12 protein-coding genes are annotated in these 22,984 nt (G+C 54.7%); 5 read left to right on the plus strand and 7 right to left on the minus strand.

All coding sequences use genetic code 11. The features are described 5' to 3' along the window. Window positions 1–61 precede the first annotated feature (61 nt). The 3 genes from dcd to AC2IAX_RS00570 form a co-directional block, all read right to left on the minus strand. Entirely contained in the window at window positions 62–643 is a 582-nt protein-coding gene (gene dcd, locus AC2IAX_RS00560; protein ID WP_494388865.1) for a dCTP deaminase, read from the minus strand. A 152-nt stretch (window positions 644–795) separates the two neighbouring features. Next, window positions 796–1,326, minus strand: a complete 531-nt coding sequence (locus AC2IAX_RS00565) for a cob(I)yrinic acid a,c-diamide adenosyltransferase (protein ID WP_494388866.1) — start codon at window positions 1,324–1,326, stop codon at window positions 796–798. Window positions 1,327–1,633: 307 nt separating this feature from the next. Continuing rightward, a complete protein-coding gene (locus AC2IAX_RS00570) occupies window positions 1,634–3,706 on the minus strand; it encodes a Calx-beta domain-containing protein (RefSeq protein ID WP_494388867.1) in 2,073 nt (690 codons plus the stop codon). A gap of 216 nt (window positions 3,707–3,922) precedes the next feature. Here AC2IAX_RS00570 and ilvC point away from each other — a divergent pair, with 216 nt between their 5' ends. Next, entirely contained in the window at window positions 3,923–4,915 is a 993-nt protein-coding gene (gene ilvC, locus AC2IAX_RS00575; protein ID WP_099533592.1) for a ketol-acid reductoisomerase, read from the plus strand. A gap of 475 nt (window positions 4,916–5,390) precedes the next feature. Here the strand turns inward: ilvC and AC2IAX_RS00580 are convergent, their stop codons facing one another. From AC2IAX_RS00580 to AC2IAX_RS00590, 3 genes are all read right to left on the minus strand, one after another. Continuing rightward, window positions 5,391–7,073 carry an NAD(P)H-quinone oxidoreductase subunit 4 gene (locus AC2IAX_RS00580; RefSeq protein WP_494390447.1) on the minus strand — a complete coding sequence of 561 codons (1,683 nt, stop codon included), beginning with the start codon at window positions 7,071–7,073 and terminating at the stop codon, window positions 5,391–5,393. 221 nt (window positions 7,074–7,294) lie between these two features. After that, window positions 7,295–7,483, minus strand: a complete 189-nt coding sequence (locus tag AC2IAX_RS00585; protein ID WP_494388868.1) for a hypothetical protein — start codon at window positions 7,481–7,483, stop codon at window positions 7,295–7,297. A 48-nt stretch (window positions 7,484–7,531) separates the two neighbouring features. Beyond that, window positions 7,532–10,504 (minus strand): cation-translocating P-type ATPase, encoded by a 2,973-nt coding sequence (locus AC2IAX_RS00590; protein ID WP_494388869.1) that lies wholly within the window; start codon window positions 10,502–10,504, stop codon window positions 7,532–7,534. 233 nt (window positions 10,505–10,737) lie between these two features. Here AC2IAX_RS00590 and AC2IAX_RS00595 point away from each other — a divergent pair, with 233 nt between their 5' ends. The 4 genes from AC2IAX_RS00595 to AC2IAX_RS00610 all read left to right on the plus strand — a co-directional run bounded on the left by AC2IAX_RS00595 (window position 10,738) and on the right by AC2IAX_RS00610 (window position 17,069). Then, window positions 10,738–11,877 carry an ATP-binding protein gene (locus tag AC2IAX_RS00595; protein WP_494390448.1) on the plus strand — a complete coding sequence of 380 codons (1,140 nt, stop codon included), beginning with the start codon at window positions 10,738–10,740 and terminating at the stop codon, window positions 11,875–11,877. A gap of 123 nt (window positions 11,878–12,000) precedes the next feature. After that, window positions 12,001–13,107 carry a CIA30 family protein gene (locus tag AC2IAX_RS00600; protein ID WP_494388870.1) on the plus strand — a complete coding sequence of 369 codons (1,107 nt, stop codon included), beginning with the start codon at window positions 12,001–12,003 and terminating at the stop codon, window positions 13,105–13,107. 79 nt (window positions 13,108–13,186) lie between these two features. Next, window positions 13,187–16,174: an ATP-dependent chaperone ClpB gene (clpB, locus tag AC2IAX_RS00605; protein WP_494388871.1), complete on the plus strand. Its 2,988-nt coding sequence runs from the start codon at window positions 13,187–13,189 to the stop codon at window positions 16,172–16,174. Window positions 16,175–16,460: 286 nt separating this feature from the next. Continuing rightward, window positions 16,461–17,069 carry an L-threonylcarbamoyladenylate synthase gene (locus AC2IAX_RS00610; RefSeq protein ID WP_494388872.1) on the plus strand — a complete coding sequence of 203 codons (609 nt, stop codon included), beginning with the start codon at window positions 16,461–16,463 and terminating at the stop codon, window positions 17,067–17,069. Window positions 17,070–17,359: 290 nt separating this feature from the next. Here the strand turns inward: AC2IAX_RS00610 and AC2IAX_RS00615 are convergent, their stop codons facing one another. Further along, on the minus strand, window positions 17,360–22,795 hold the full coding sequence (locus AC2IAX_RS00615) for a trifunctional serine/threonine-protein kinase/ATP-binding protein/sensor histidine kinase (RefSeq protein ID WP_494388873.1): 5,436 nt from the start codon (window positions 22,793–22,795) through the stop codon (window positions 17,360–17,362). Between the last annotated feature and the right edge of the window lie 189 nt (window positions 22,796–22,984).

A 22,984-nucleotide genomic window follows, 5' to 3' on the forward strand; every position in this document is an offset into this window, starting at 1 on the left:
GAGGGAAAGCGACAATGAGGGGCAAAAAAGGAAGATGGAGAACCGGCAGACTGGGCGCGAATTAGACTCGGGCAATTATGATCGACTCGGGTTGGTCTTGATATTTGCCCTGGCGCGTTTCATAGCTGACTTCGCAGGGATCCCCTTCCATAAAGAGCAATTGCACAATGCCTTCATTGGCATAGATCCGGCAATCGGCGCTCGATGCGTTGGAAATTTCCAGGGTCAAATGGCCGCGCCAGCCCGCCTCCGCTGGGGTCAAGTTGGCAATCAGCCCAACACGGGCGTAGGTGCTTTTGCCGATGCAAAGAACGGTGATGGTGTCGGGAATTTGCAAATGCTCTAGGGCAACCCCGAGGCCGTAGGAGTGGGCCGGCAGGATGAAAAATTCACCATTTTCATCGCGGTGTAGCGCGGCGGGATCCAGGTTGGCGGGGTTGAAGTTTTTGGGATCAACGACTGTGCCAGGAATGTGGCGAAAAATTTTGAATTCCTTGGGCGACAGGCGGATGTCATAACCAAAACTGCTGCATCCATAGGAGATGACGGGCTGCTGATCGATGCGCCGCACAAGCTTTGGCTCGAAGGGGGAAATCATCCCTTGGCGGGCCATCTCGGTAATCCAGGCATCGTTCTTGAGCATGATCGTCAGCGAGTGAGGTAGGGGCAGCAAGCCACCTTAGCATAAAGCAGCCTTGAGCTTGCCACCCCTGGCTGGGATGCCTTTCTGGGGCGACGCAATCTAGGGCGCAATCCCGATCGAGCAGACCAGCCCAAACAAGCCAGCGTTAACGATCAAGAACGACGACTGCGACGCACTTCGGTGATTTGGTCAGCCGCATCCAACAGCGATTGGGGTACGTCGGGCCCGGTCAAAATCACGTCCAGGTGTTGAGGGCAGCGATCGAGCAGATCCAGCACTTCCTTGCAGTCGATCGCCCCTAGCCGAATTGCCAAGCTTAATTCATCCAACACAATTAGCTCGTATTGTCCCGATTGCACCCGAGCGACCACCTGTTGCCAAAGATCCTGAATGGCGGCAATTTCTTCCGGTGTGGGCTGGGCTTCATCCAAATTGCGTGAGAGGTCACAACGCAGCCAATCCAGCCGTTGCACCAAGGAGATCGGATGGTCGCTGCCCTGACGAATGCCGCCCTTGAGGAATTGGGCCACTAACACCGACTGTCCCTGGCCGGCCACGCGCAGGGCCTGGGCCATTACATCTGTCAGAAACGTTCGCCGGGGTGCGGTAAACACCTGCACCAGACCATGGGCAAGGGAGTTGGACGATCGCGATAGGGTGGAAACCTCAAGTTGCGAGACCATAGCTGATGGGACACCCACAATATCTAGCGTGAAACAGAAAACCTTTCTCAGTCAAACACTAGATATGCGACCCGTCAATGTTGAAGCAAATCAAAATTTTTGCTGTTCCGCAGGCTACGAATTGCAGATAATTGGCGATTGATGAACCGCTTCAGCCCTGGTTTTTGGGTGATTTTGGATGATTTAGCGCAATTTTGAGTAATTTTTAACGACAAGGTGACATTTGAGGAAATTAGAGGAATTTTTGAGACAATTTCGCGATTTTGGGGATCTGGTGGGATCAAGGGCCAGTGGGGACGAGATGAGCCTAGCCGATCGCGATGTCGTCCAAAATCAGCTTGTCTGCTTGGCTGCCGAAGGTGACCGATCGGGCAATGCCACTGAAGTTAACCACGAAGGGATCGCGGGTCAGGGCATAGGCTCCCACGGGTAAGTTGCTGTCGGCAGTTCGGGGCAAATCGATAATGGCCAAAATATTTCCAGTGCCGTTGGGCCCGTCGTAGAGCGTCACTTCGTGGAGGCCATCCCCATCGGGATCGCGGCGAGGATCAAGGGCAAAGGGGGCCGCATAACGGAAACTAAGGCGATCGCGAAACCCGTTGGCCACGGTCATCACAATCGATCGCCCTTCTCCGTAGGTCATCACTTGGGCGGCGGCTCCGGCATTCAGCAACGGATCGGTGAAGTTGCCACTGCCACCCGCGTTGTAATCCAAAATTCCTAGGGCATTGCTGGAAAATTGAACGCCCGTAATCGGATCCGTGCCGATCGGCTGGAGATCGCGCACTTGCCCAAAGTTGACCTGGGCTGTGAATCGATCATTATCGGCAATCTCCAGCACTGCCGTATTTTGCCGCCCCAGCAAGGCCCCGCCCGTCGGGTTCACCAAGGCCAGATTCACCACTTCGGTGGCTTCCAACAGGGCATCATCCCCGATCGAGAATTGAATCGTCTGGGGTGTGGTGTCCCCATCGGCAAAGCTCACCAGGGTGCTGGCGGGAATGCCAAAATCAGCACCGGGAACGGCCGTGCCGCTGGTGGTGGAAATGAGGGCGGTGACGGGGCCGCTGCTGCCGTTGCTGCGGGTGACCGTGATCGAGGCGATCGCCTGGCCTTCCACCACGCTAAAAACCGGCTGGCTGAAGGATAAAGTTCCGGCCGGGCCGTCATTATCGATAATTTCTAAGCGGGCGGCGGGGCGTTCTCCGGTGCTGGCTCCGTTGGTCAGGTTCACCAGCCGCAAAATGGCGCTGCGGGTTCCATCCTCCACAAAGTTGTCAATCAGAGGAACCCGGACAAATTGGGTGGTGCTGTCGCCGTCGGCAAACCGCACCACGGTGGGTTCCGGTGCGCCCAGGTCGCGGAAAACGATCGCGCTGTCATTGACGATATCGATCGTGGCGGTAATTTCGCCGTTGGTGCCCCCCGTGCGAGTGATGGCAATCAGGGCGGAACCATCACTTTCTTCAACGCTGTAGACGGAGCCGCTGAAATCTAATCGGCCCGGTGAAGCCGCTGCAGGCTGGTCATTGTCCTCAATCAAGAGGGTCGCCTGGGTGCGATCGCCCAGCTTGCTGCCCCCGGTTGGATCCGTCAAGGTGAGGCGTAGGGTTTCCGTTCCCTCCACCAGCAAGTCATCCACCAGCGGCAACACCACCGAGACCGATCGCTCATCGGCCCCAAACTCCGCCACGATCGGCCCATCCAAGCGCAAATCTTGGCCCAAGATCGCCGTGCCATTGCTCACGGCCACCGTGACCGTTTTGGTGGTGATTGGCGATTTTAGGAAGGGAAAACTGCGCTCAATGCGAATACTGGTGAGCGGTGTGCCATCTTCCCGAACCTGGAAGGTGCTGTCGCTAAATTGCAACACCTCCGCTTCCACAAATCGATCGCGCCCCAAGTCGGCTACCCGCACATTGGCCACCCGGGCCAGCAGGTTGGTTGTGCCCTTCAGAAAAATCAGCACTTCGCCGGGGCTGTCGGTGGTGCTGGTGGCGATGGTGTCATTGGCGCGATCGCTAACCCGCACAATCTCCAAATCCTCGAACCGCAGCCCCGGAGCCAGCCCAATACGATCGCTCGTTGGATCAAAATCCTCAATTCGTTGCAGGGCCGTTGTTGTACCGGTGGTGCTGGTTCCGGCCTCAATCACAAAAATATCGCTGCCCGCCCCCCCTCGCAGGCGATTGTCCCCCTCGTTGCCGCCCAGAATGTCGGCTCCAGCACCGCCGATCAGGGTGTCGTTGCCCAGGCCACCGTAGAGGATGTCATCGCCACTGGTTCCCGTGAGGGAGTCATTGCCTCCCTGACCCAAAACCGCCTGGGCTTCCGTCAAATTCAGCCGCTCATCCCCATCGGTCAGCACTAGCAACGCCATACCCAAACCTCTTTCAACGTTCCCTATAAATCGCTTGACGACTAATCCCCGATCGCGTTCCCCAAGGGCAACCTGAGCCAGAGCAACGGTTCTCGCACCGTTTGACGTTATGCCCACAGGCAACCTGAGCCGGGCCAACGGTTCCCGTGCCGTTTTACGCTAGGATCGAACACTTGCAATGCCCCTTGCACGGCCCACGTCCGAAGGAGAAATCAAATGGCTCGGTTGTACTACGACAACGACGCAAACCTAGACCTGCTGAACGGCAAAACCGTCGCGATCGTCGGCTATGGCTCCCAAGGCCATGCCCACGCCCTTAACCTCAAAGATAGCGGCGTAAACGTCATTGTCGGCCTTTACGAAGGCAGCAAATCCACCGCCAAAGCGCGGGAAGCCGGTCTAGAAGTCGTGTCCGTGGCCGAAGCCGCCAAGCGTGCCGACTTCATCATGATTTTGCTGCCCGATGAAGTGCAAAAGACCGTTTACAGCAACGAAATTCTGCCGAACCTGAGCGCGGGCAAGTTGTTGGCCTTCGCCCATGGGTTCAACATTCACTTTGGCCAAGTGGTTCCCCCCGCCGATGTGGATGTGGTGATGGTGGCTCCCAAGGGCCCCGGCCATCTGGTGCGCCGCACCTATGAGCAAGGCCAAGGCGTGCCTGCTCTGTTTGCGGTCTATCAAGACGCAACCGGTAAGGCCCGTGACCTGGCCATGGCCTATGCCAAGGGCATCGGCGGCACTCGCGGTGGCATCTTGGAAACCACGTTCCGCGAAGAAACGGAAACCGACCTGTTTGGTGAGCAAGCGGTGTTGTGCGGTGGCTTGAGCGCCCTGATCAAGGCAGGTTTTGAAACCCTGGTGGAAGCGGGTTATCAGCCCGAGTTGGCTTACTTCGAGTGCTTGCACGAAGTGAAGCTGATTGTGGACTTGGTGGTGGAAGGCGGTTTGGCCAAGATGCGCGACAGCATCTCCAACACGGCGGAATACGGCGATTACGTGACCGGCCCCCGCATCATCACCGACGAAACCAAGGATGAAATGCGCCGGGTGCTGAAGGATATCCAAGACGGAACCTTCGCTCGCAATTTCGTGTTGGAAAATCAGTCCGGTAAGGCTGGCTTCACGGCCATGCGTCGTCGGGAAGCAGAACACCCGATCGAGGAAGTCGGCAAGGATCTGCGGGCCATGTTTAGCTGGATGCAAAAATAGGCTTCCCAGGCAATTTCTAGGCAACTTCTAGGAATTTCTCAGGAATTTCCTAGGGCGTGTCGTCAAATCACCTGAAAACCTGATTCCACCGTTGGCAAATCGTGGAGGACAAGGGGCTTAAGCCCCTTGTTACGACGACTGGGACATAGAAAACCAATCGTTTCCGCCCGATCCTAGGGAATGACGACAGGCCCTAGGGGGTCTTTAGCAAACTGGATGCGGCTTGAAAAGATAGCTTGCAAGGGAGTCGATCGGCTCCCTTTTTTGATCTGTATTTTTTCGATCTGTAATTTTGGGGTTTATGCTTTCGGGTCTATATTTTTTGGGGGCTGTATTTTTGCGAATCTGGTAACTGAATCGGGGGCGATCGACCATCTCCTTGAGATAGCGATCGCCCCCGATCGGAGTTTATTAAGTTAACCGATGAGTTAACCGAGCGGCGAAACCGGGCATTTTCCAACCCGGTTCCACTGCCCTATTCCGCCAGCGTCGGAGCCTGAGCCACCTTTTGGGCGATCGACCGTTGGAACAGACCCTGGGCAAAGAACTCAGGATTGGCCTTCGCGATCGTGTAAGACTCCCGAACCTGCGAGTTCACGGCCACCGTCTTCACGTCATAGACCTTCGTGGCTAGTTGCGGATACACCCCGATCGCCACGATCGGAATCAGGAACGCCATCGAAATGGCCACCTCACGCTTCCGGGCATCCCGGAACACGGCCTGATCCGGCAACACGCAATCGGTACCGAAACAAACTGCGCCTTCCACATCTTGGTTTTGCAGGCCCGCATTGCCCACCTCGCAAGCCAGATCCGCACTCGTTCCGTAAAACACCTGACGCAGCATCGACAGCAGATAAATCGGCGTGAGAATCACACCCACCGCAGCCAAGAACACCGTCACCGTGCAGAACGTGGAGCTATAGATATCGCTGCTGGTGAACCCAACAAACACCGCCAGCTCACTGGCAAAACCGCTCATTCCCGGCAGCGCCAAGGAAGCCAGGGCCCCCGCCGTGAACAGCGCAAACACCTTCGGCATCAATTGACCCATGCCGCGCATTTGATCCATCGCCAGAGTGTGGGTGCGGTCGTAGGTCACACCTGCTAAGAAGAACAGCAGGGCTGCAATCAGACCATGGGACAGCATTTGCAGCATTGCGCCGCTAACCCCCAAGTCCGTGAACGAAGCGATGCCCAGCAGCACAAAGCCCATGTGCGACACGGACGAATAGGCCAAGCGGCGCTTCATATTGTTCTGGGCAAAGGAGGCGAAAGCACCGTAGATGATGTTCACCACCCCGAGAATGGCCAGTACCGGTGCGAAGTAGATGTGAGCATCGGACAGCAATTCCAGGTTCAGACGAATCAGTCCATAGCCGCCCATTTTCAACAGCACACCCGCCAGAATCATGGACACGGGCGCAGAAGCTTCCCCGTGGGCATCCGGCAACCAAGTGTGCATGGGGAAAATAGCCAGCTTGACCCCAAATGCAATCAACAAACCCGCATAGAGCAACAGTTCCAAGCCCAAGGAATAGTTCTTGAGGGCCAGGTCTGCGAGGTCAAAGGTGACCGGGCCGTCGCCGGACAGGGCCAGGGCCAAGCCAGCAACCAAAATAAAGATCGAAGCAGCAGCGGTGTAAATCAGAAACTTGGTGGCGGCGTAGCGGCGTTTTTGACCGCCCCAAATGGAAACCAGTAGATATACCGGAACCAGTTCCAATTCCCACTGAATGAAGAGCAGCAGCAGGTCTTGGGCCACGAATACCCCGATTTGGGCTGCATAGAGCACCAACATCAGGAAATAGAACAACCGAGGTTTGCGATCGACCTGCCAGGAGGCCCACATGGCCAACGTGGTGACAAATCCGGCCAACAGGACGAGGGGCATCGAGATGCCGTCAACGGAGACGGCCCAGCTAAAGCCGATTTGCGGCAGCCAGGGATATTTTTCAACCAGTTGGAAGCTGGAGTTGCTGGAGTCGTAGTGCGTCCAGAACGTATAGACCATCAATAGAAAGTCCAGTACGCCGATGCTGAGTGCGAACCAGCGGACGGTTTTGCCGTTGCGATCGGGGAGGAGGGGAATCAGGAAGGCCGCGATCAGCGGAAACAGAATGATCGCGGTCAGCCAGGGAAAATGATCCGCCATGATGGTGGTGAGCAAGAATACTTACTGCCTTATGGATGTTGCTATTCTACTGACTTCGTAAAGCGTTATTCATAAATCTTTTTTGCTGTAAGTAAAGAATTAAAAATGAGAATTTTGGGCAATTTTTGCCAAAAATCCTGCTATGGAGCCATTTGAGTGTTCAAGATTGCTGACGAGATCGCGATGAAGAATGTCAGTGATTGTTCACGAATTGATAAAGAAATCTAAACTTTCCGTTCAGCAGACCTGAAGACTGGCTCGATCACGTTACATTTAGCAATTTTTTGATTACCGGCCACTGTCCCCAGGGAGACGATGCTGCTAGTGGCGATCGTGCTTTGGACTCGATCGCCACCAACCATCAAAAACAAGCCATCAAAAAGGGGAGCGATCGCCCCCCCGTTATCAGTCATGGCAATTTATGCCAATGATTCCCGTGATTTTGGCCGAAGGACGATCGCCTAGCGCTTGTTCCAGAACCAACGGAGGAACAGCTTTTCACCCTCAATCCAAACCACAATTAGGGCACTGAAGCCAAGACAAACCAGCAGTTCCGTGAAGTCCAAAGCCGAAGTGCCAAAGAAGGATTGCAGCGGCGGCAGGTAAACCAACGCCAATTGCAACAGCGTGGTGAGCGTCACCGACCAGAGCACATAGGGATTGGAGAACATATTCATTTCCACAATCAACTTCGTGTCCGATCGCACGGCCAAAGCGTGGCCCATCTGGGCAATGCAAAGGCTCGTGAAGACCATGGTTTTCCAGCTATCGGGGTGGTCAGTGCCTTGGGCATAGTTATAGGACCAGACCATGAGAACGATGGTGACCACCGCAAACACAATCCCGATCCGCACCATGTAAGCTCCCAAGCCGCGCGCGAAGATACCTTCGTGGGGAGCGTGGGGCGGCCGCTGCATCACGTCCGGGGAAGCGGGTTCCATGGCCAGAGCCAAGGCCGGCAACCCATCGGTTACCAAGTTCATCCACAAAATTTGCAGAGGCGTGAGGGGCACCAAATCACCGCCCACTTGGGAAATGGGAATGATCAGGGGGGCGCTGGCGATCGTCAGCACCTCACCGATGTTGGAGCCGAGGATATATTTCACGAAGCGGCGAATGTTGTCATAAACAACGCGGCCTTCTTCGGTGGCGGCGACGATCGTGGCGAAGTTGTCATCCAGCAGCACCATGTCACTGGCTTCTTTGCTGGCATCGGTGCCGGTGATGCCCATGGCAATGCCGATGTTGGCCTGTTTGAGGGCGGGCGCGTCGTTTACGCCGTCGCCGGTCATGGCGGCGATTTTGCCTTGGTGTTGCAGGGCTTTCACAATCCGCAGCTTGTGCTCTGGGGAAACACGGGCATAGACGGAAACGCGGCCCACGGCTTCTTCCAGTTCGCCTTGGGTCATTTTTTCCAGTTCGGTGCCGGTCAAGGCTCGATCGCCCTCGGCGGCAATGCCCAACTCCTGGGCGATCGCCTTAGCGGTCAGTTGATGGTCACCGGTAATCATCATTGGGCGGATGCCAGCCATGCGGCAGCGGGCCACGGCCTCAGCCACTTCCGGGCGCGGCGCATCCATCATCCCCACCAGTCCCAGCCAAATTAGGTTCTGTTCGGGGTCGGTGGTGGAGCCGTTTTGTTCCGGTGAATGATTGTTGGCTTCGGGGGGCAGTTGATCCAAGGGTTTGTAGGCCAAGCCCAAGACCCGTAGCCCTTTGCTGGCCAATTGGTTATTGCGCTCCAAAATATCCGCGCGATCGGCCGGGGTCAGGGGGCGGGACTGGGCACCGCTTTGAATGCGATCGCACCGCTCCAACAATAGTTCTGGCGATCCTTTGCCGGCCATCAAAACCTTGGCGGGGCCGGTGATGGCCGCCAACGACAGCGGCCCGGCCTGATCCGTGCGCACAAACACGCTCATCCGTTTGCGATCGGACGAAAACGGAATTTCAGCGGCGCGGGGATAGCGCTTCGTCCACTCTTCCTGGCTCAGGTTGCCTTTGCCAGCCAGGGCCAACAGTCCCCCTTCGGTGGGGTCTCCAATGATCATCCAAGGCGATTTGCCCCGATCGGTCACGGTCTTATCGCACTGCAAAATGGCATCGTTACAGAGTACGCAGGCCGCCAGCAGCAAATGTACGTCCGGTGCTTCCTGGGCCAAGGTTTCAGCAGCGAGCGGCTCGCCCAACTGTCCTGCCGCATCCACCGGTTGCAGGGAGCCGAAGGGTTCGTACCCTTGGCCGGTGACCCGTACGGAGCGATCGCACAGTTCCAACGCCTGCACAATCATCTTGTTTTGGGTCAATGTCCCGGTTTTGTCCGAGCAAATGGTGGTGACTGAGCCAAGGGTTTCCACGGCCGGCAGCTTGCGAATCAGGGCATGGCGGCGCACCATCCGCTGCGTTCCCAAGGCCAGCGTCACGGTAATCACGGCGGGCAATCCTTCCGGAACCACGGCCACCGCCATACTGAGGGACACTTCCAGCAGCTTGCGGAAGTTTTCCCAGCCCAGGGCAAAGGTTCCGCCCACCACCACCAGCACCACCAACACCATGGAGCCGGTGACCAGGGCCTTGCCCAACTGCTCCATCCGTTGTTGCAGGGGGGTTTCTTCCGCTTCCACGGACTGGATCATGGTGGCAATTTTGCCCAGCTCCGTCCGCATCCCGGTTTCCGTAACCAGCACCTTGCCGCGGCCCTGAATCACTTCCGTGCCTTGAAACACCAGGTTGATGCGATCGCCCAGGGACGTTTCCGGATCCAGGGTCAAATTCACCTGCTTATCCACCGCATGGGCTTCCCCAGTCAAGGCAGCTTCTTGGATTTGCAGATTGGCCAATTCCAGGATGCGGCCATCGGCGGCCACCTGGTTTCCGGCTTCAATCAACATCACATCACCGGGAACCAGTTCCTTGGCATCCACTTCCAAGATTTGCTGATCCCGCTGCACCCGGACTCGGGGGGATGACAATTTTTTGAGGGCGGATAGGGCTTTTTCGGCCCGACTCTCCTGCAAATAGCCCAACGTGCCGTTCAAAATCACGATCACAAAGATGGCCAAGGCATCCTTGGGAAAGGGAAATTTGCCCTGTTGGAAGCCTTCCGCCAAGCTGAGGTTGGCCTGTTGGGTGCTTTGCCAACCTTCAAACAGATCCAGGCCGGCGGACACGAAGGCAACCCCGATCAGCATCAGCAACATGATGTCGCCAAACTGACCCAACAGAATTTCCCAAACGCTGCGGCCACCGCCATCATCAAGTTCGTTGGGCCCGTATTGGGCCAGTCGATCGCGCACTTCGGCGGAACTGAGGCCGGTTTCGGGCCGGGCCTGCAATTGCTCGATCGCGGCTTGTGGATCCAGGGAATGCCAGGCCACGGGCTTGGCTGCCGCCGCGTTGGGGATGGCCGTGCGGGCAGGAGAGTCAATAGTCATAGATCTGGAGGGGGTGGGTGACCAAACCCGATCGCTCTAGTTGAACGGTGGGCGATCGCGGGGTTTGGGATCAGGAAATTTGCAAATGGGCTTTGGTCGCGTTGATCGCTAAAAATTGCGATCCCCTAAGGCGAGATGAGTCAGCGGGATCGGCTGGCACTATTATATAGTGCTATCAGGATCGCAATCGATCTTGATTGGAGTCCGTCACTGGTTTGGCTGAGGTTGTGAAAATGGTCATCCTTTCGCCCGTGGCGGCTGCGAATGTGTTTCCCGATCGCCCTCCCCCGAATCCCTTTATTCCGCCCTATTTGGTGGGCCGAGTGAGCGATCGGGAGCAGTTGTGTCAGATCTTGCAAGCGGATGGCGACGTGCTGTTGGCCGGAGTGCCGGGCATTGGTCGGCGCACCCTTTTGACCTATGCGGCCGCCAGTTTGGGGGCCCAGGTCATGGAAATTGATTGCTTGCGGGCCGTGAGTCCGGAGCGGTTGGTGGACTGTTTGGCCACGGGCATTTTGCAAGCCTGCCGCCAAGAACGGGAGCGCCAAACCCTGCAACGGTGGGCCGAGACCATGGGGGCCACCATCCGCTGGGGGCATCGGCCAGAACTGCGGTTGCCGCCTACGGCCGATCAGTGGGCGAGTTTTCAATCGCTGCTGGCCTTGCCTCAACAGTTGGCCGATGGCCTGAACTATCGGGTGGTAATGGTTTTGGCGAATTTGCCCCACCTCAGGTCATGGGATCGTGACGGGCGCTGGGAGCAATATTTGCGGGCCGAAATTCAACGGCAAGCCCGAGTGAGCTATGCCCTGATTGCCACGACGGCCGATGAGTGGGTCACCGATCATAATTTGGCGATTTTGTTGCTGCCTCCCCTGTCGGCGGCGGAATTGGAACCCTGGCTGCGGGAACGGAGCGATCGACTGGGATTGCACTGGACTCCGGAAGCAATTCGGCGGTTTGCCCTGAATGCGGGCGGCCATTTTGGTGAGTCGATCGCCCTGGCTCGGCGAATTTGGCTGGATGTGCTGGCGGGGCAACGGGGCCGATCGACGGCGACCCCGGTGGCGATCACGGCGGAGCAGGTCGATCGCGCGGCGATCGGGTTAGTAGAGGACTTGTCGGCCACGTTTGAATCGTTGCTGTTGTTGCTGCCCGATTCCCAAGTGCGGCTGCTGGAAAGTTTGGCGTTGGATCCGACCGATCGCCCCCATGCGCGGGAATATGTTCAAAAACACCGCCTTTCGCGGGGGGGCGGCCTGCAAGGGGCCCTGGCCAGCTTGCAACAAAAGGGTTTGGTTTATGGGCCCGAGTTGGGGTATCGGGTGGCTTTGCCGCTCATGGCCCTTTGGTTGCGCCACCGATTGGGTTAAATAACGGCCCATGGTTCCGCAAAGCCTTGGGGGAAATCATTAGGATCAATACAGTCCACAGGATCAATACAGTCCACTGCATCGAGTCTTTGATTAGACCGTTGATTCACCCCACGCAAACCAATGGCAACTTGGGCATTTGATCGATTCGTCAGCACCCTGCGCTATTTTGGGGTGTTTCCCGTGATTGGTGATTTTGGTTGGGTACAAAAACTGATGGGGACACAGGCCAAGGTGGATTGGATGGAACCGTCTTTAGCCCAGGCTCCGCGCCCGATCGCCCTGGTGTGGGGGGCCTGTGGGGATGTGGGCCGGCGGGTGGTGCGATCGCTCCTGCAACGGAATTATCAAGTTTGGGCCTTGGGGGTCGATCGGGCCCGGCTGCCGGCGGATCCCAACCTCCATTGGCTGACCCTTGAGCAATGGGCGGAAGCGCCGATCGAACAGGCGGCGGCGATTTTGATTTTTGGAGCGGCGGCCCCCGAAGCCTGGGTCGATCGCGCGGCTCAAGCGACCCGATCGCCCCAACGATCGCCGCAAATGGTTTGCGACTTTCGGCAACCCAGCCCCGAACTGGCCCAAGTTTGGGGGGCGATCGATGATGTGGTGATGGGCGGAGTCAGCAGCAGCGATTTGCGTTTGTTTAATGGATATGGCCTGTTTGCGGGGAATGTTTCCACTGACAATTCCGGGGGGTTCGCCTCCATTCGCACCCGCAATTTTCAGGAGCCGATTAATCTGTCGGCCTTTGAGGGGTTGGAATTGCGCATCAAGGGTGATGGCCAGCGCTACAAGCTCATTTTGCGCGCGGAATCCCGCTGGGATGGCATTGGCTATTGCGCTTCCTTTGATACGGTCTACAACATCTGGCAAACGGTGCGAATTCCGTTCCAAACCTTGCGGCCGGTGTTTCGGGCCCGCACCTTGACCGATGCCCCTGGGTTTGATGCCCGATCCTTGCGGGCGGTGCAGTTGATGTTGAGCAAGTTTGAATATGACGGGGAGTTGAACCCCAAATTCAAGGCCGGCGGGTTTTCCCTGGCGATCGAAACCATCACCGCCTACGGCCAAGCGGCTCCCTCGCGCTGGATCCTCTGCGGTGCTGCGTCGGAGTTTGTGGACTATTGGCAAGGGAGCGGCCTGAACGGCCAGGTATTGGCCGCGCCTGAGTCGATCGACCCGGCCCAAGCGGAGCAGCTCGCCCAAACTTGTCTTCAGGCTGTTGATTAACCCCTAAAATAGCCAACGTCCTCGTAGGCACTCCCGATCGACTACGATCGGGCCATGCTCACTTTTCCTAGCGCCATCCATGCAGCCCACCGACCCCAATCAGTTCACCGAAAAAGCCTGGGAAGCGATCGTTAATTCCCAAGAAGTGGCCCGCCGGATGCGCCAGCAGAACCTGGAGGTGGAGCATGTGATCTTGGCTCTGCTGGAAATTAACGACACGGCGGCGGTGGTGCTGGAGCGGGCCCAACTGGATCCGGCCCAGGTGGCGCGGCAGTTGGAAAATTTTGGCCAACGACAACCCCGGGGCGGCGCGGGTGACCAGCTCTACCTGGGGCGGGGGTTAGATGCCCTGCTCGATCGGGCTGATGTGGCTCGGGAGTCCTGGGGCGATCGGGAAATTGGCATTGATCACCTGCTGTTGGCCTTTGCCGATGACGATCGGGTGGGGCGCAAAATTCTGCGATCGTTACGGGTGGATCCCCAGGACGTGGAGGCGGCCATTCGGGAAATTCGCAGCGCCATCAAGGCCCAGGAGCGATCGACTGAAGCCGCTGGCCCCGCCCGGGACAGTGTGAGCAAGGAAGAAGATCCCCTGGAAGCCCTAGAGCGCTTTGGGCGCGACCTGACCGAACAGGCCCGGGCCGGCAAATTGGATCCGGTGATTGGCCGCGATGAGGAAATTCGCCGTGTGATTCAGGTGCTCTCACGCCGCAGCAAAAATAACCCAGTGTTAATTGGGGAGCCGGGCGTGGGCAAAACCGCCGTGGTGGAAGGCTTGGCCCAACGGATTGTGAATGGGGATGTGCCGGAATCCCTCAAAAATCGGCGGTTAATTGTGCTGGATATGGGCAGCCTGATCGCCGGAGCCAAGTTTCGGGGCGAGTTTGAAGAACGGCTGCGATCGGTTCTGCGGGCCGTGACCCACTCGGGCGGCTCCGTGGTGTTGTTCATCGATGAGCTGCACACGATCATCGGCACGGGATCGGGCCAAAGCAGCGCCATGGACGCGGGCAGCCTGCTGAAACCGATGTTGGCGCGGGGGGAACTGCGGTGCATTGGAGCCACCACCCTCGATGAATATCGCACCCATGTGGAAAAGGATCCGGCCCTGGAACGGCGATTCCAGCAGGTTTTGGTGGAAGAACCGACGATCGACGTGACGGTTTCGATCCTACGGGGTCTGAAGGAGCGCTATGAAGTTCACCACGGGGTGAAGATTTCCGATGCGGCTTTGGTGGCGGCCACCCAGCTCTCCAATCGCTATATTCCCGATCGATTCCTGCCCGATAAGGCGATCGATGTGGTGGACGAAGCGGCCGCCAAATTAAAAATGGAAATCACCTCCAAGCCGGTGGAATTGGAGACGATCGAACGACGGCTACGGCAATTGGAAATGGAGCGGTTGTCCTTGCAGGGCGAAACGGCCTCGCGCGATCGACTGCTGCGCATTGAAGCTGAAATTAGCACCCTCCAGAGCCAACAAACGGAGCTGGATCAACAGTGGCGGGGCGAGAAAGAATTACTCGATGAAATTGGCAATTTAAAAGAGCAAGAAAGCACCCTGCAAAAACAAGTTGAGCAAGCGGAACGAGACTATGATCTCAACTTGGCAGCCCAGCTTAAGTATGGTGACCTAGAGCGCATTCAAGAGGAGCGGGCCGCTAAGGAATCCCAATTGTTGGCCATCCAAACGCAAATGGCCGTGCCCATGTTGCGGGAGCAGGTCACGGAAGCGGATATTGCGGAAGTGGTGGCGAAATGGACCGGCATTCCGGTGAATCGGTTGATGGAATCGGAGCGCCAAAAACTCCTGCAATTGGAGCGCTATTTACACGATCGCGTGATTGGCCAACAGGAGGCGATCACCGCTGTGGCCGCTGCCATTCGCCGGGCCCGCGCTGGCATGAAAGACCCGGGCCGCCCGATCGGTTCCTTTCTGTTTTTGGGGCCCACGGGGGTCGGTAAAACGGAATTGGCCCGCGCCTTGGCGGAACTGCTATTTGATAGCGAAGATGCCATGATTCGGATTGATATGTCCGAATATATGGAAAAGCAAAATGTGTTGCGGTTGGTGGGTGCGCCGCCGGGATATGTGGGCTATGAAGCGGGTGGCCAGCTCACCGACGCGGTGCGGCGGCATCCCTATTCGGTGATTTTGTTTGATGAAGTAGAAAAGGCACACCCGGACATTTTTAATATCTTGCTGCAAGTGCTCGATGATGGGCGCTTAACGGATGGTCAAGGGCGTGTGGCGGATTTCCGGAACACCATTTTGATCATGACCAGTAATCTGGGCAGCGAGCATATTTTGAAATCCAGCCTGGAAGAGGAAGGTTATGACGAAATGCGCGATCGGGTGCTGAAGGCTTTGCGATCGCACTTCCGCCCCGAGTTTTTGAATCGGGTGGATGAAACGATTATTTTTGAAGCCCTCTCAAAGGCGAATTTGCGACAAATTGTTTCCATTCAAATGAAGCGGATTGAGCGACTGTTGGCCGATCAAAAAATCGCGATCGCCCTGTCTGAATCAGCCAAAACCTACATTGCCGATGTGGGCTACGACCCGGTGTATGGGGCCCGTCCCCTGAAGCGAGCGATCCAAAAGGAACTGGAAAACCCGATCGCCGATCAAATCCTGGCCGGAGAATTCACCGAAGGCGACACGATCGAGGTGGAAGCGATCGAGATGAATGGTCAAACCAGCTTGGTGTTTCGCCGGGCCAGCGATCGGGCCACGGTGCATCCCGACGAAGCGACGGATTCGGAGCCGAACCCACCGCAGCCGCCCACCCTCCCCGAGGTGCTCAATCCCCCGGCGATCGACCCGATCGATCGAGATGAAGCGGGCGATCGGAGTGACTTTGCCGTTGCGGCAGTCGATCGGGACTTGGATTCCCTGGCAGACGAGGCGAAGGATGCAATCACCGACCCCCCAATCATTCCCACGGTGGTTGATTTGCCGGCCCTCGACTCCCTCGACTCAGAACAGCCGCCCCTAATTCCCACAAGCAAGATGTCGGAGCCTGTTTTTTCCACCCGGTTCTATGACGAAGATGATGAGGTTTAGGGGTTGATGCAGCGGCTAGTAGTTCGACAAGCTTATTTTGATAGGTCAAGTTAAATGACTGTTGCCGTCACCAACTCGTTAGGCAGCAAGGGGCTTAAGCCCCTTGTTACTACGACTGGCTTCGTGCCTTTGACCCAATGAATGGAGCCTGTCACGCCACTAGGTTGCGCCCGGTTGTGCCAAGCGCCTGCAGTTCTCGCACCCTGATTTTTCCTAATCTCTCCCAATTTCTTGTAATTTTTCGCCGATTTGGCCAACTGTTGCGATCGCACCAGGAGTTCTCAGCTTGCCCCAAGTCACCCTCTCAGCCCTGATCGCTGGCTTGCAGACAGGAACCGCCCTCGCCAGCTTCCCCACGGATACGGTTCCGGCTCTGGCGGCCCGGCCCGATCGGGCCCCGGCGGTCTATGCCACCAAGCAGCGCGATTTCCAAAAGCCCTTGATTTTGATGGGTGCCCAGCCAGCGGATTTGTGGCCCTATGTGGACGATCGGGCTGGTGACCTGGGCCAATGGCAGGCGATCGCCCAAGACTATTGGCCGGGAGCCTTAACGATCGTGTTGCCTGCCCAGAGCGATCGCCTGCCGCCCATGAACGACATCTTGGGCCCCACGCGCTCGATCGGGCTGCGGGTTCCCGCCTGCGAAGTGGCCAAGGCGATTTTGGCCCAAACGGGGCCGCTGCTCACCACCAGTGTGAATCGATCGGGGCAACCTCCTCTGCGGACGATCGCGGACATTAACCGGGAATTTCCCGAACTGCTGACCCTTAGCCCCGATGAAGTGGCGGCTATGGGCGATTCGGAAGTGGGTTCCGGCGAGCCATCCACCGTGGTGCGCTGGGGGCCGACGGGCTGGGAACTGTTGCGCCAAGGGGCTATCCAATTTCTTGGATAGGATTATTTCTGGGATTAAATTTCAGATTCTGGATCGCATTAACGATTCATGAAGGCGAAACAATTCATGGGGGCGATCGATGAGCAATGCATTAGACCTCTTGCATCAATCAAAACCCTCACCCTAAATCCCTCTCCCAAGTTGGGAGAGGGACTTGACGAATAACAACAAAATCGCCGTAACTCCCGATTTCTGACTCCCCTTCGCCCTCCTTGGGAGAAGGGGTTGGGGGATGAGGGCTGTGAGCTGATTCGTGCAAGAAGTCTATTCGATGAGCAATTGATTACAGATCAATTGGGGCGATCGATCGGCAAGCAAATCACAAATTCTGTCCCCTGACCGATCGTTGATTTTGCCTCCAAGCTGCCCCCATGAATATCCACTACAATTTGGCGGGCGATCGCCAATCCTAGCCCTGTTCCGCGACCTACTGCCTTGGTGGTGAATGCCTGGTCAAAAATCTTGCCGATAATTTCCTCAGGAATTCCCACCCCGTTGTCCGCGATCGTGACTTGAACAGTTGCTTGATCGGACGTGACGCGAATGGAAATTGCCTGAGCAGCGGCGGTTAACGCTGCAAAACTCTGCCCTTGACTGGCCTCATCCAACGCATCGATCGCATTGGCTAACAAATTCATAAACACCTGGTTCAGTTGCCCCGGAAAGCAATGAATTTCGGGCACTGGATCATAATCGGTTGCCACATGAATCGCTGGTCGGTGATCATTGCCCTTCAGGCGATGGCGCAAGATCAAAACGGTGCTGTCAATTCCTTCACGCACATCAAACAATTGCTTGCTTTCCGTATCCGCTCGGGAAAAGGTTCGCAAACTCTTGCTGATGGCACGGATTCGATCGCCACTTTCTTTCATGGCCCGAATCAGTTGCATGGCATCATCGCGCACATAGTCCAAATCCACTGCTTCCAATTCCGCTTGAATTTGGGCGCTGGGATTCGGCAACTCTTGAGCATAGAGATCGAGCAAGCCCAGGAGATCTTCAATATAAATTTGGGTTGCGTCAATGTTGCCAATAATGCAGCCGATCGGGTTGTTGATTTCGTGGGCAACTCCCGCCACTAAACTTCCCAAAGCCGACATTTTTTCACTTTGAACTAGCTTTAATTGCGCTTGCTGTAAGTCCGTGAAAGACTGTTGCACCTGCTGATAAAGCTTGGCATTGTTAAGAGAAATGGCCGCTTGCGTACAAAGGAAGTTGAGAATAATCACTCGATCATTGGTGAAAACTCCGGCGGTTAGCCGATTTTCCAAGTACAAACAACCCAGTAATTGTCCCTGATTGAGGATCGGTAAACAGAGGACGCTCTTCGGTTGGTGTTGATTTAAATAATTCCCAATGACTGGCAAATCCGTAACCAAATCATCAATAACGACCAGTTCTTGGGTATTTTTTACATACCGAATGAGCTTGGCTGGCACTTGACTATGATCGGTTAAAGGATCATTTCCCAATTGGGTTAATTTCAGTGTGGCCGTAGCGCGCACTTGCCAGCTTCCACTATCATCAGCCAGCACCAAAACGCAACGTTCTGCTCCGGAGTTTTGCAAAATAATTTGTGTAAGCTGACCCAACAATTCCTCTAATTGAATGGTGCTAGAAAGGGCCTGTGATGCTCGCAAAATGCTGGCAAAGTCCAAGGTTTGGTTAAGCCGAGCGCTGCTGGCACTTTTATGCGTGCTGCTGTGGATGGTCGGGTTAACCGAAGTAAGAGTCATCAATGTGTTGAGAAAGTCAACCGAGGTGGAACTCGCCTGAAGAATTGGTCGCAACAATTTGGGATAGCGAATTTCCAGATCTCGAATTTTGGCTTTGGCTCCCCAGCGGGCATAGCAATAGTAGGCTTCCTGGAGATAAACAGCGGCAATTTTCTCCTTACCCCAACCCATATAAAACTTCGCAGCCAGTTCATTGGCCAGGGCTTCTTCCTGGAGATAGCCCATGCCTTTGGCGTTGGCGATCGCCCAATCATAGGACTCGATCGCCTCAGGATATTGATTGGTGAGGCGATCGGTTTCTGCCTTCACCAAAAAGTAAAGATGCAAGAAATTTTCAGGACAGTTATCGGCCCAGATCTTGAGCTGGTCACGATAACGAATAATGGTTGTCCAATCCCTGGCTTTTTGCTCTTCAGGGGTTTGCTCATATCGAGCAGCTAAGAGCAGCGCATAGACAAAACAATGATGAACATAGGGTAACAGCCCTTGAGGAGCCACATTAATAATTTCTGATTCCGCCTGCTGACCGTAATAATAGGCCTCTTCCAGTTGATCAAAAATCAGAAGAACTTGGGTGCGCAGAATATTAAAAATGCAAATAACTTGCCAATTTTTGTGAATTCGGCATTGTTCCAGGTAGGCTAGCTCCGACTGAATCTTGCCCCAGCCGATCGATAAATCCGTTGGATCATACTCAGGGTCTAGGAGATTGGCAACCACGGACAGCCCACCCAACATCAGGTCGATCGCCCACTGATTTTTATGCTTGCGACTAAAATTTAAATACTCTGTAATTTCATCAAACAGTTGATCTAGAGGCAGGCTTTGATAAAACCGGCAATACATATTATGGCCAAAGGCGTAGGCCGCGTATTGCAAATTGCTCGATTCCAGCCCCACTCGATAGGAAGATAGATAATCTTCCGTGGCGATTTTGAGGGGATCTGACCAATGGCGCAAGGAACTGCCAATCATCAGATAAGCCACGCTTTCAGCGGACTTGTTATTAAAAGCTTGAATTAACTGCAGGGTAATATCCAGCAATTGATCAGTGCCTTGATAGTTATTCAAGGCATAGCCCCGCAGTCCACCAAAAGCCGGGTAGATGTAGCCAATTTCCGGTGTGTTGCCATATTGCAAACAAAGATTCACCGCCTTGGCACAAATGACCGACCATAGCCGTTGATGGGAGCGATAGGTGGGCGGCCCCATGCTAATTAACAGCTTGATGGCCATTTTTTGCTCTGGCTCAGTCATGATCGGCAACTGAGTGAGCACCTCAAAGGAATTATGATTAGCCAATGTTTTAGCTTGGTCTAATTCTTGAGCCAGGGCCGCTTCCAGGTGGTCAATAGGCAGGTCAATATCCAGGAGCGCTAAGCCTTGACAGCCCGCTTGAATCGCTTCGGGATATTTGGCTTGCAAGGTATATTGCAAGATCGACATATTGTAAACATCAGCTTTTTCCAAGGAAGTTTTGGCCTTGCCCAAGGCTCTTTGAATCCAGATTTCTGCTGCTTCTAAGTTGCCGTTCAAATATTCAATTTCTGCCCGCTCTTTATCGAGTCTAAAACTGAGGTCATAGTCTTTTTGGGCGATCGCCTCCGGTAGTAACTCGATCGCCGTGCGAATATAGGTCAATGCGGCTGCGTAGGCGGTGGCGGCTTTGGCCTTGCAACCGGCTAAGAAATTTAATTGGGCTAATTCTCGCTGTTGGCTGGGGGCTGCAATGAGCGCTTGACCCACGTTGAGGTGGTTAACAATTTCAAAGATCCGCTCTTCCCGATCGCGCTCTGAAAGTTGCTCCAACAACAACCGACCCACACAAAGATGAGTTGCCTGTTTTTGGTCATCATCAATCAAGGCATAGGCCGCCTGTTGAACGCGATCGTGCAAAAAGCGATAAACAGCCCGATCGCTCACTGTGGTTTCTGTTTCCGTTGCCTCTGGGATTTCTTGACCCAAATAGAATTTATAAACCTCGCTTTGGGGCAAAATTAACCCCTCTTGCAATGCTTTCCAGAGGGCAGCGGCGGTCTCCGTTTCTGACTGCTCAGAAACAATGGCCAAGGTGCTCAAATCAAACTGGTTGCCAATACAAGCGGCTAGCTTCAAAACGCCTTGAGTGGCCGCGGGTAACTTCTGAAGCTGCAAGGCCATAAATTCCACCACATTGTCCGTTAAAGACAGGGTGCTGATGGGCGCTAAGTCGCATTCCCAAATGCCTTGCTCGCGGTCAAACAAAATATAGCCATCTTCTTTGAGGGCCTTCAAAAATTGGGCCGTAAAGAAGGGATTTCCTTGGGTGCGAAGATAAATTAACTCCGTCAGCAGGCGCGATCGATCCAAGCCGCAATGTAGAGTTTCCGCCACCAACTGATTAGTATCTTGAAACCCTAGGGGGGCAAGGGTAATTGTTTGCAGTGTGACCTCTGCTTTTTTTAGCTCCTCAATGGTCAACATTAACGGATGGGCAGACGAGACTTCATTGTCTCGATAGGTTCCCAATAATAAAAGATAGGGATGACCATCCATTAGGATCTTAATCAGTTGCAAAGAGGCCGAATCAGCCCACTGCAAATCATCCAAAAATAAAACCAGGGGATGGGTCGCTTGGGTAAAAATTTGGAGGAAATTCTGAAAGAGCAAATTAAATCGATTTTGAGCCGCCGAACCGGATAACTCCGGAGCCGGTGGTTGCGAACCAATAATCCGCTCTAACTCAGGAATCACTTCAACGAGTACCTGCCCGTTGGTTCCCAGGGCTGTCAAAATTTTGGTGCGCCATTGGGCAAGTTGTTGGTCAGATTCCGAGAGAAGCTGCCCCATCAAATCTCGAAACGCTTGGACAAAGGCCGAAAAGGGAATATTGCGATTAAATTGATCAAATTTTCCCTTAATGAAGTAGCCTCGTTGGCGCACGATCGGCTTATGGACTTCACTAACCACGGCAGTTTTACCAATGCCGGAAAATCCCGCCACTAACATTAATTCCGAGACTCCCTGGGCCACGCGATCGAACGCATCTAAAAGGGCTTGAACTTCCGTTTGGCGACCATAAAGTTTTTCAGGAATCAGGAATCGATCGTTTAAGTCCCGATCGCCCAAGGAAAAAACTGCCACCCGCCCTTGAAGGGCATATTGGTTGAGGCAATGCTCCAGGTCATGCTTCAACCCCAAAGCACTTTGGTAGCGATCCTCCGCATTTTTGGCCATCAACTTGTTGACAATCGCCGCCACCATGCCAGGAACCTGAGGGTTCAACACATCCACCGCTGGTGGAATTTGCGTCATATGGCAATGAATTAGCTCCAGAGGATCTTGACCCTTAAACGGTAATTCTCCCGTCAACATTTGATAGAACGTAACTCCTAGGGCATAAAAATCAGATCGATAATCGATCGCCCGATTCATGCGCCCCGTTTGTTCTGGAGCCAAATAGGCGAGGGTTCCTTCCAAACTTTTGGGGCTTTGAAGGGATTGGGTTTCCTTGGGCAACAGAGAAGCAATTCCAAAGTCAATTAATTTGACCTGTTTGGAAGTGGGGTCAATGAGAATATTAGTTGGTTTAATATCTTTATGAATAACGCGATATTGATGCAATTCATGGAGAATTTCAACCAAACGAACTGCAATTTCTAGAATTTCAACGAGAGTGACTGTATTGTCTTGAAGATATTGAGCAAGGGAAATTGCGCCAAAATCTTCCATCACCAACCCATATCCATTGCCGTAGGGAATTAGGCTGAGGGGGTGAACAATACCGTCAATGGGTAAGTTTTTGGTGACCGTATATTGATTACGAAACTGCACTAATTCTGCAAAACTCGGATATTCCTGAGACAGAACTTTAATGATGACCGATCGCTGGGTTGCCTTTTCCACTGCGCGATAGACTAGTGTTCTTGTGCCTTCATACATCAGCTCAAGAACCTGGTATGCCGGAAGATGGGCGATCGCTGGGTTGGTGGAACCGGGCGCACTCGTCATGGGTTCAGACTCAGGGAAAGTAGTGTCACGGGAATTTCAGAAGCCCGAAACTTGAGTGTAGGTCACTGTCCTAGTTACTGCTTTAGTATAAAGAAAAATTTTGATTTGCCATCCCGCACTCCTGACCAAACTGGCTTTTAAAATGAGGGTTGACTCAACCAATTCTCATTTAGCTTGATCAGGGTTTTT

The organism is Limnothrix sp. HT2024 (assembly GCF_059138625.1).

Bases quoted from the DNA above. Each gene is read 5' to 3' on its own strand.
- dcd (WP_494388865.1), bottom strand. From the start codon at position 643: ATGCTCAAGAACGATGCCTGGATTACCGAGATGGCCCGCCAAGGGATG.
- AC2IAX_RS00570 (WP_494388867.1), bottom strand. From the start codon at position 3,706: ATGGCGTTGCTAGTGCTGACCGATGGGGATGAGCGGCTGAATTTGACG.
- AC2IAX_RS00595 (WP_494390448.1), top strand. From the start codon at position 10,738: ATGGTCATCCTTTCGCCCGTGGCGGCTGCGAATGTGTTTCCCGATCGC.
- clpB (WP_494388871.1), top strand. From the start codon at position 13,187: ATGCAGCCCACCGACCCCAATCAGTTCACCGAAAAAGCCTGGGAAGCG.
- AC2IAX_RS00600 (WP_494388870.1), top strand. From the start codon at position 12,001: ATGGCAACTTGGGCATTTGATCGATTCGTCAGCACCCTGCGCTATTTT.
- AC2IAX_RS00615 (WP_494388873.1), bottom strand. From the start codon at position 22,795: ATGACGAGTGCGCCCGGTTCCACCAACCCAGCGATCGCCCATCTTCCG.
- ilvC (WP_099533592.1), top strand. From the start codon at position 3,923: ATGGCTCGGTTGTACTACGACAACGACGCAAACCTAGACCTGCTGAAC.
- AC2IAX_RS00565 (WP_494388866.1), bottom strand. From the start codon at position 1,326: ATGGTCTCGCAACTTGAGGTTTCCACCCTATCGCGATCGTCCAACTCC.
- AC2IAX_RS00590 (WP_494388869.1), bottom strand. From the start codon at position 10,504: ATGACTATTGACTCTCCTGCCCGCACGGCCATCCCCAACGCGGCGGCA.
- AC2IAX_RS00585 (WP_494388868.1), bottom strand. From the start codon at position 7,483: ATGACTGATAACGGGGGGGCGATCGCTCCCCTTTTTGATGGCTTGTTT.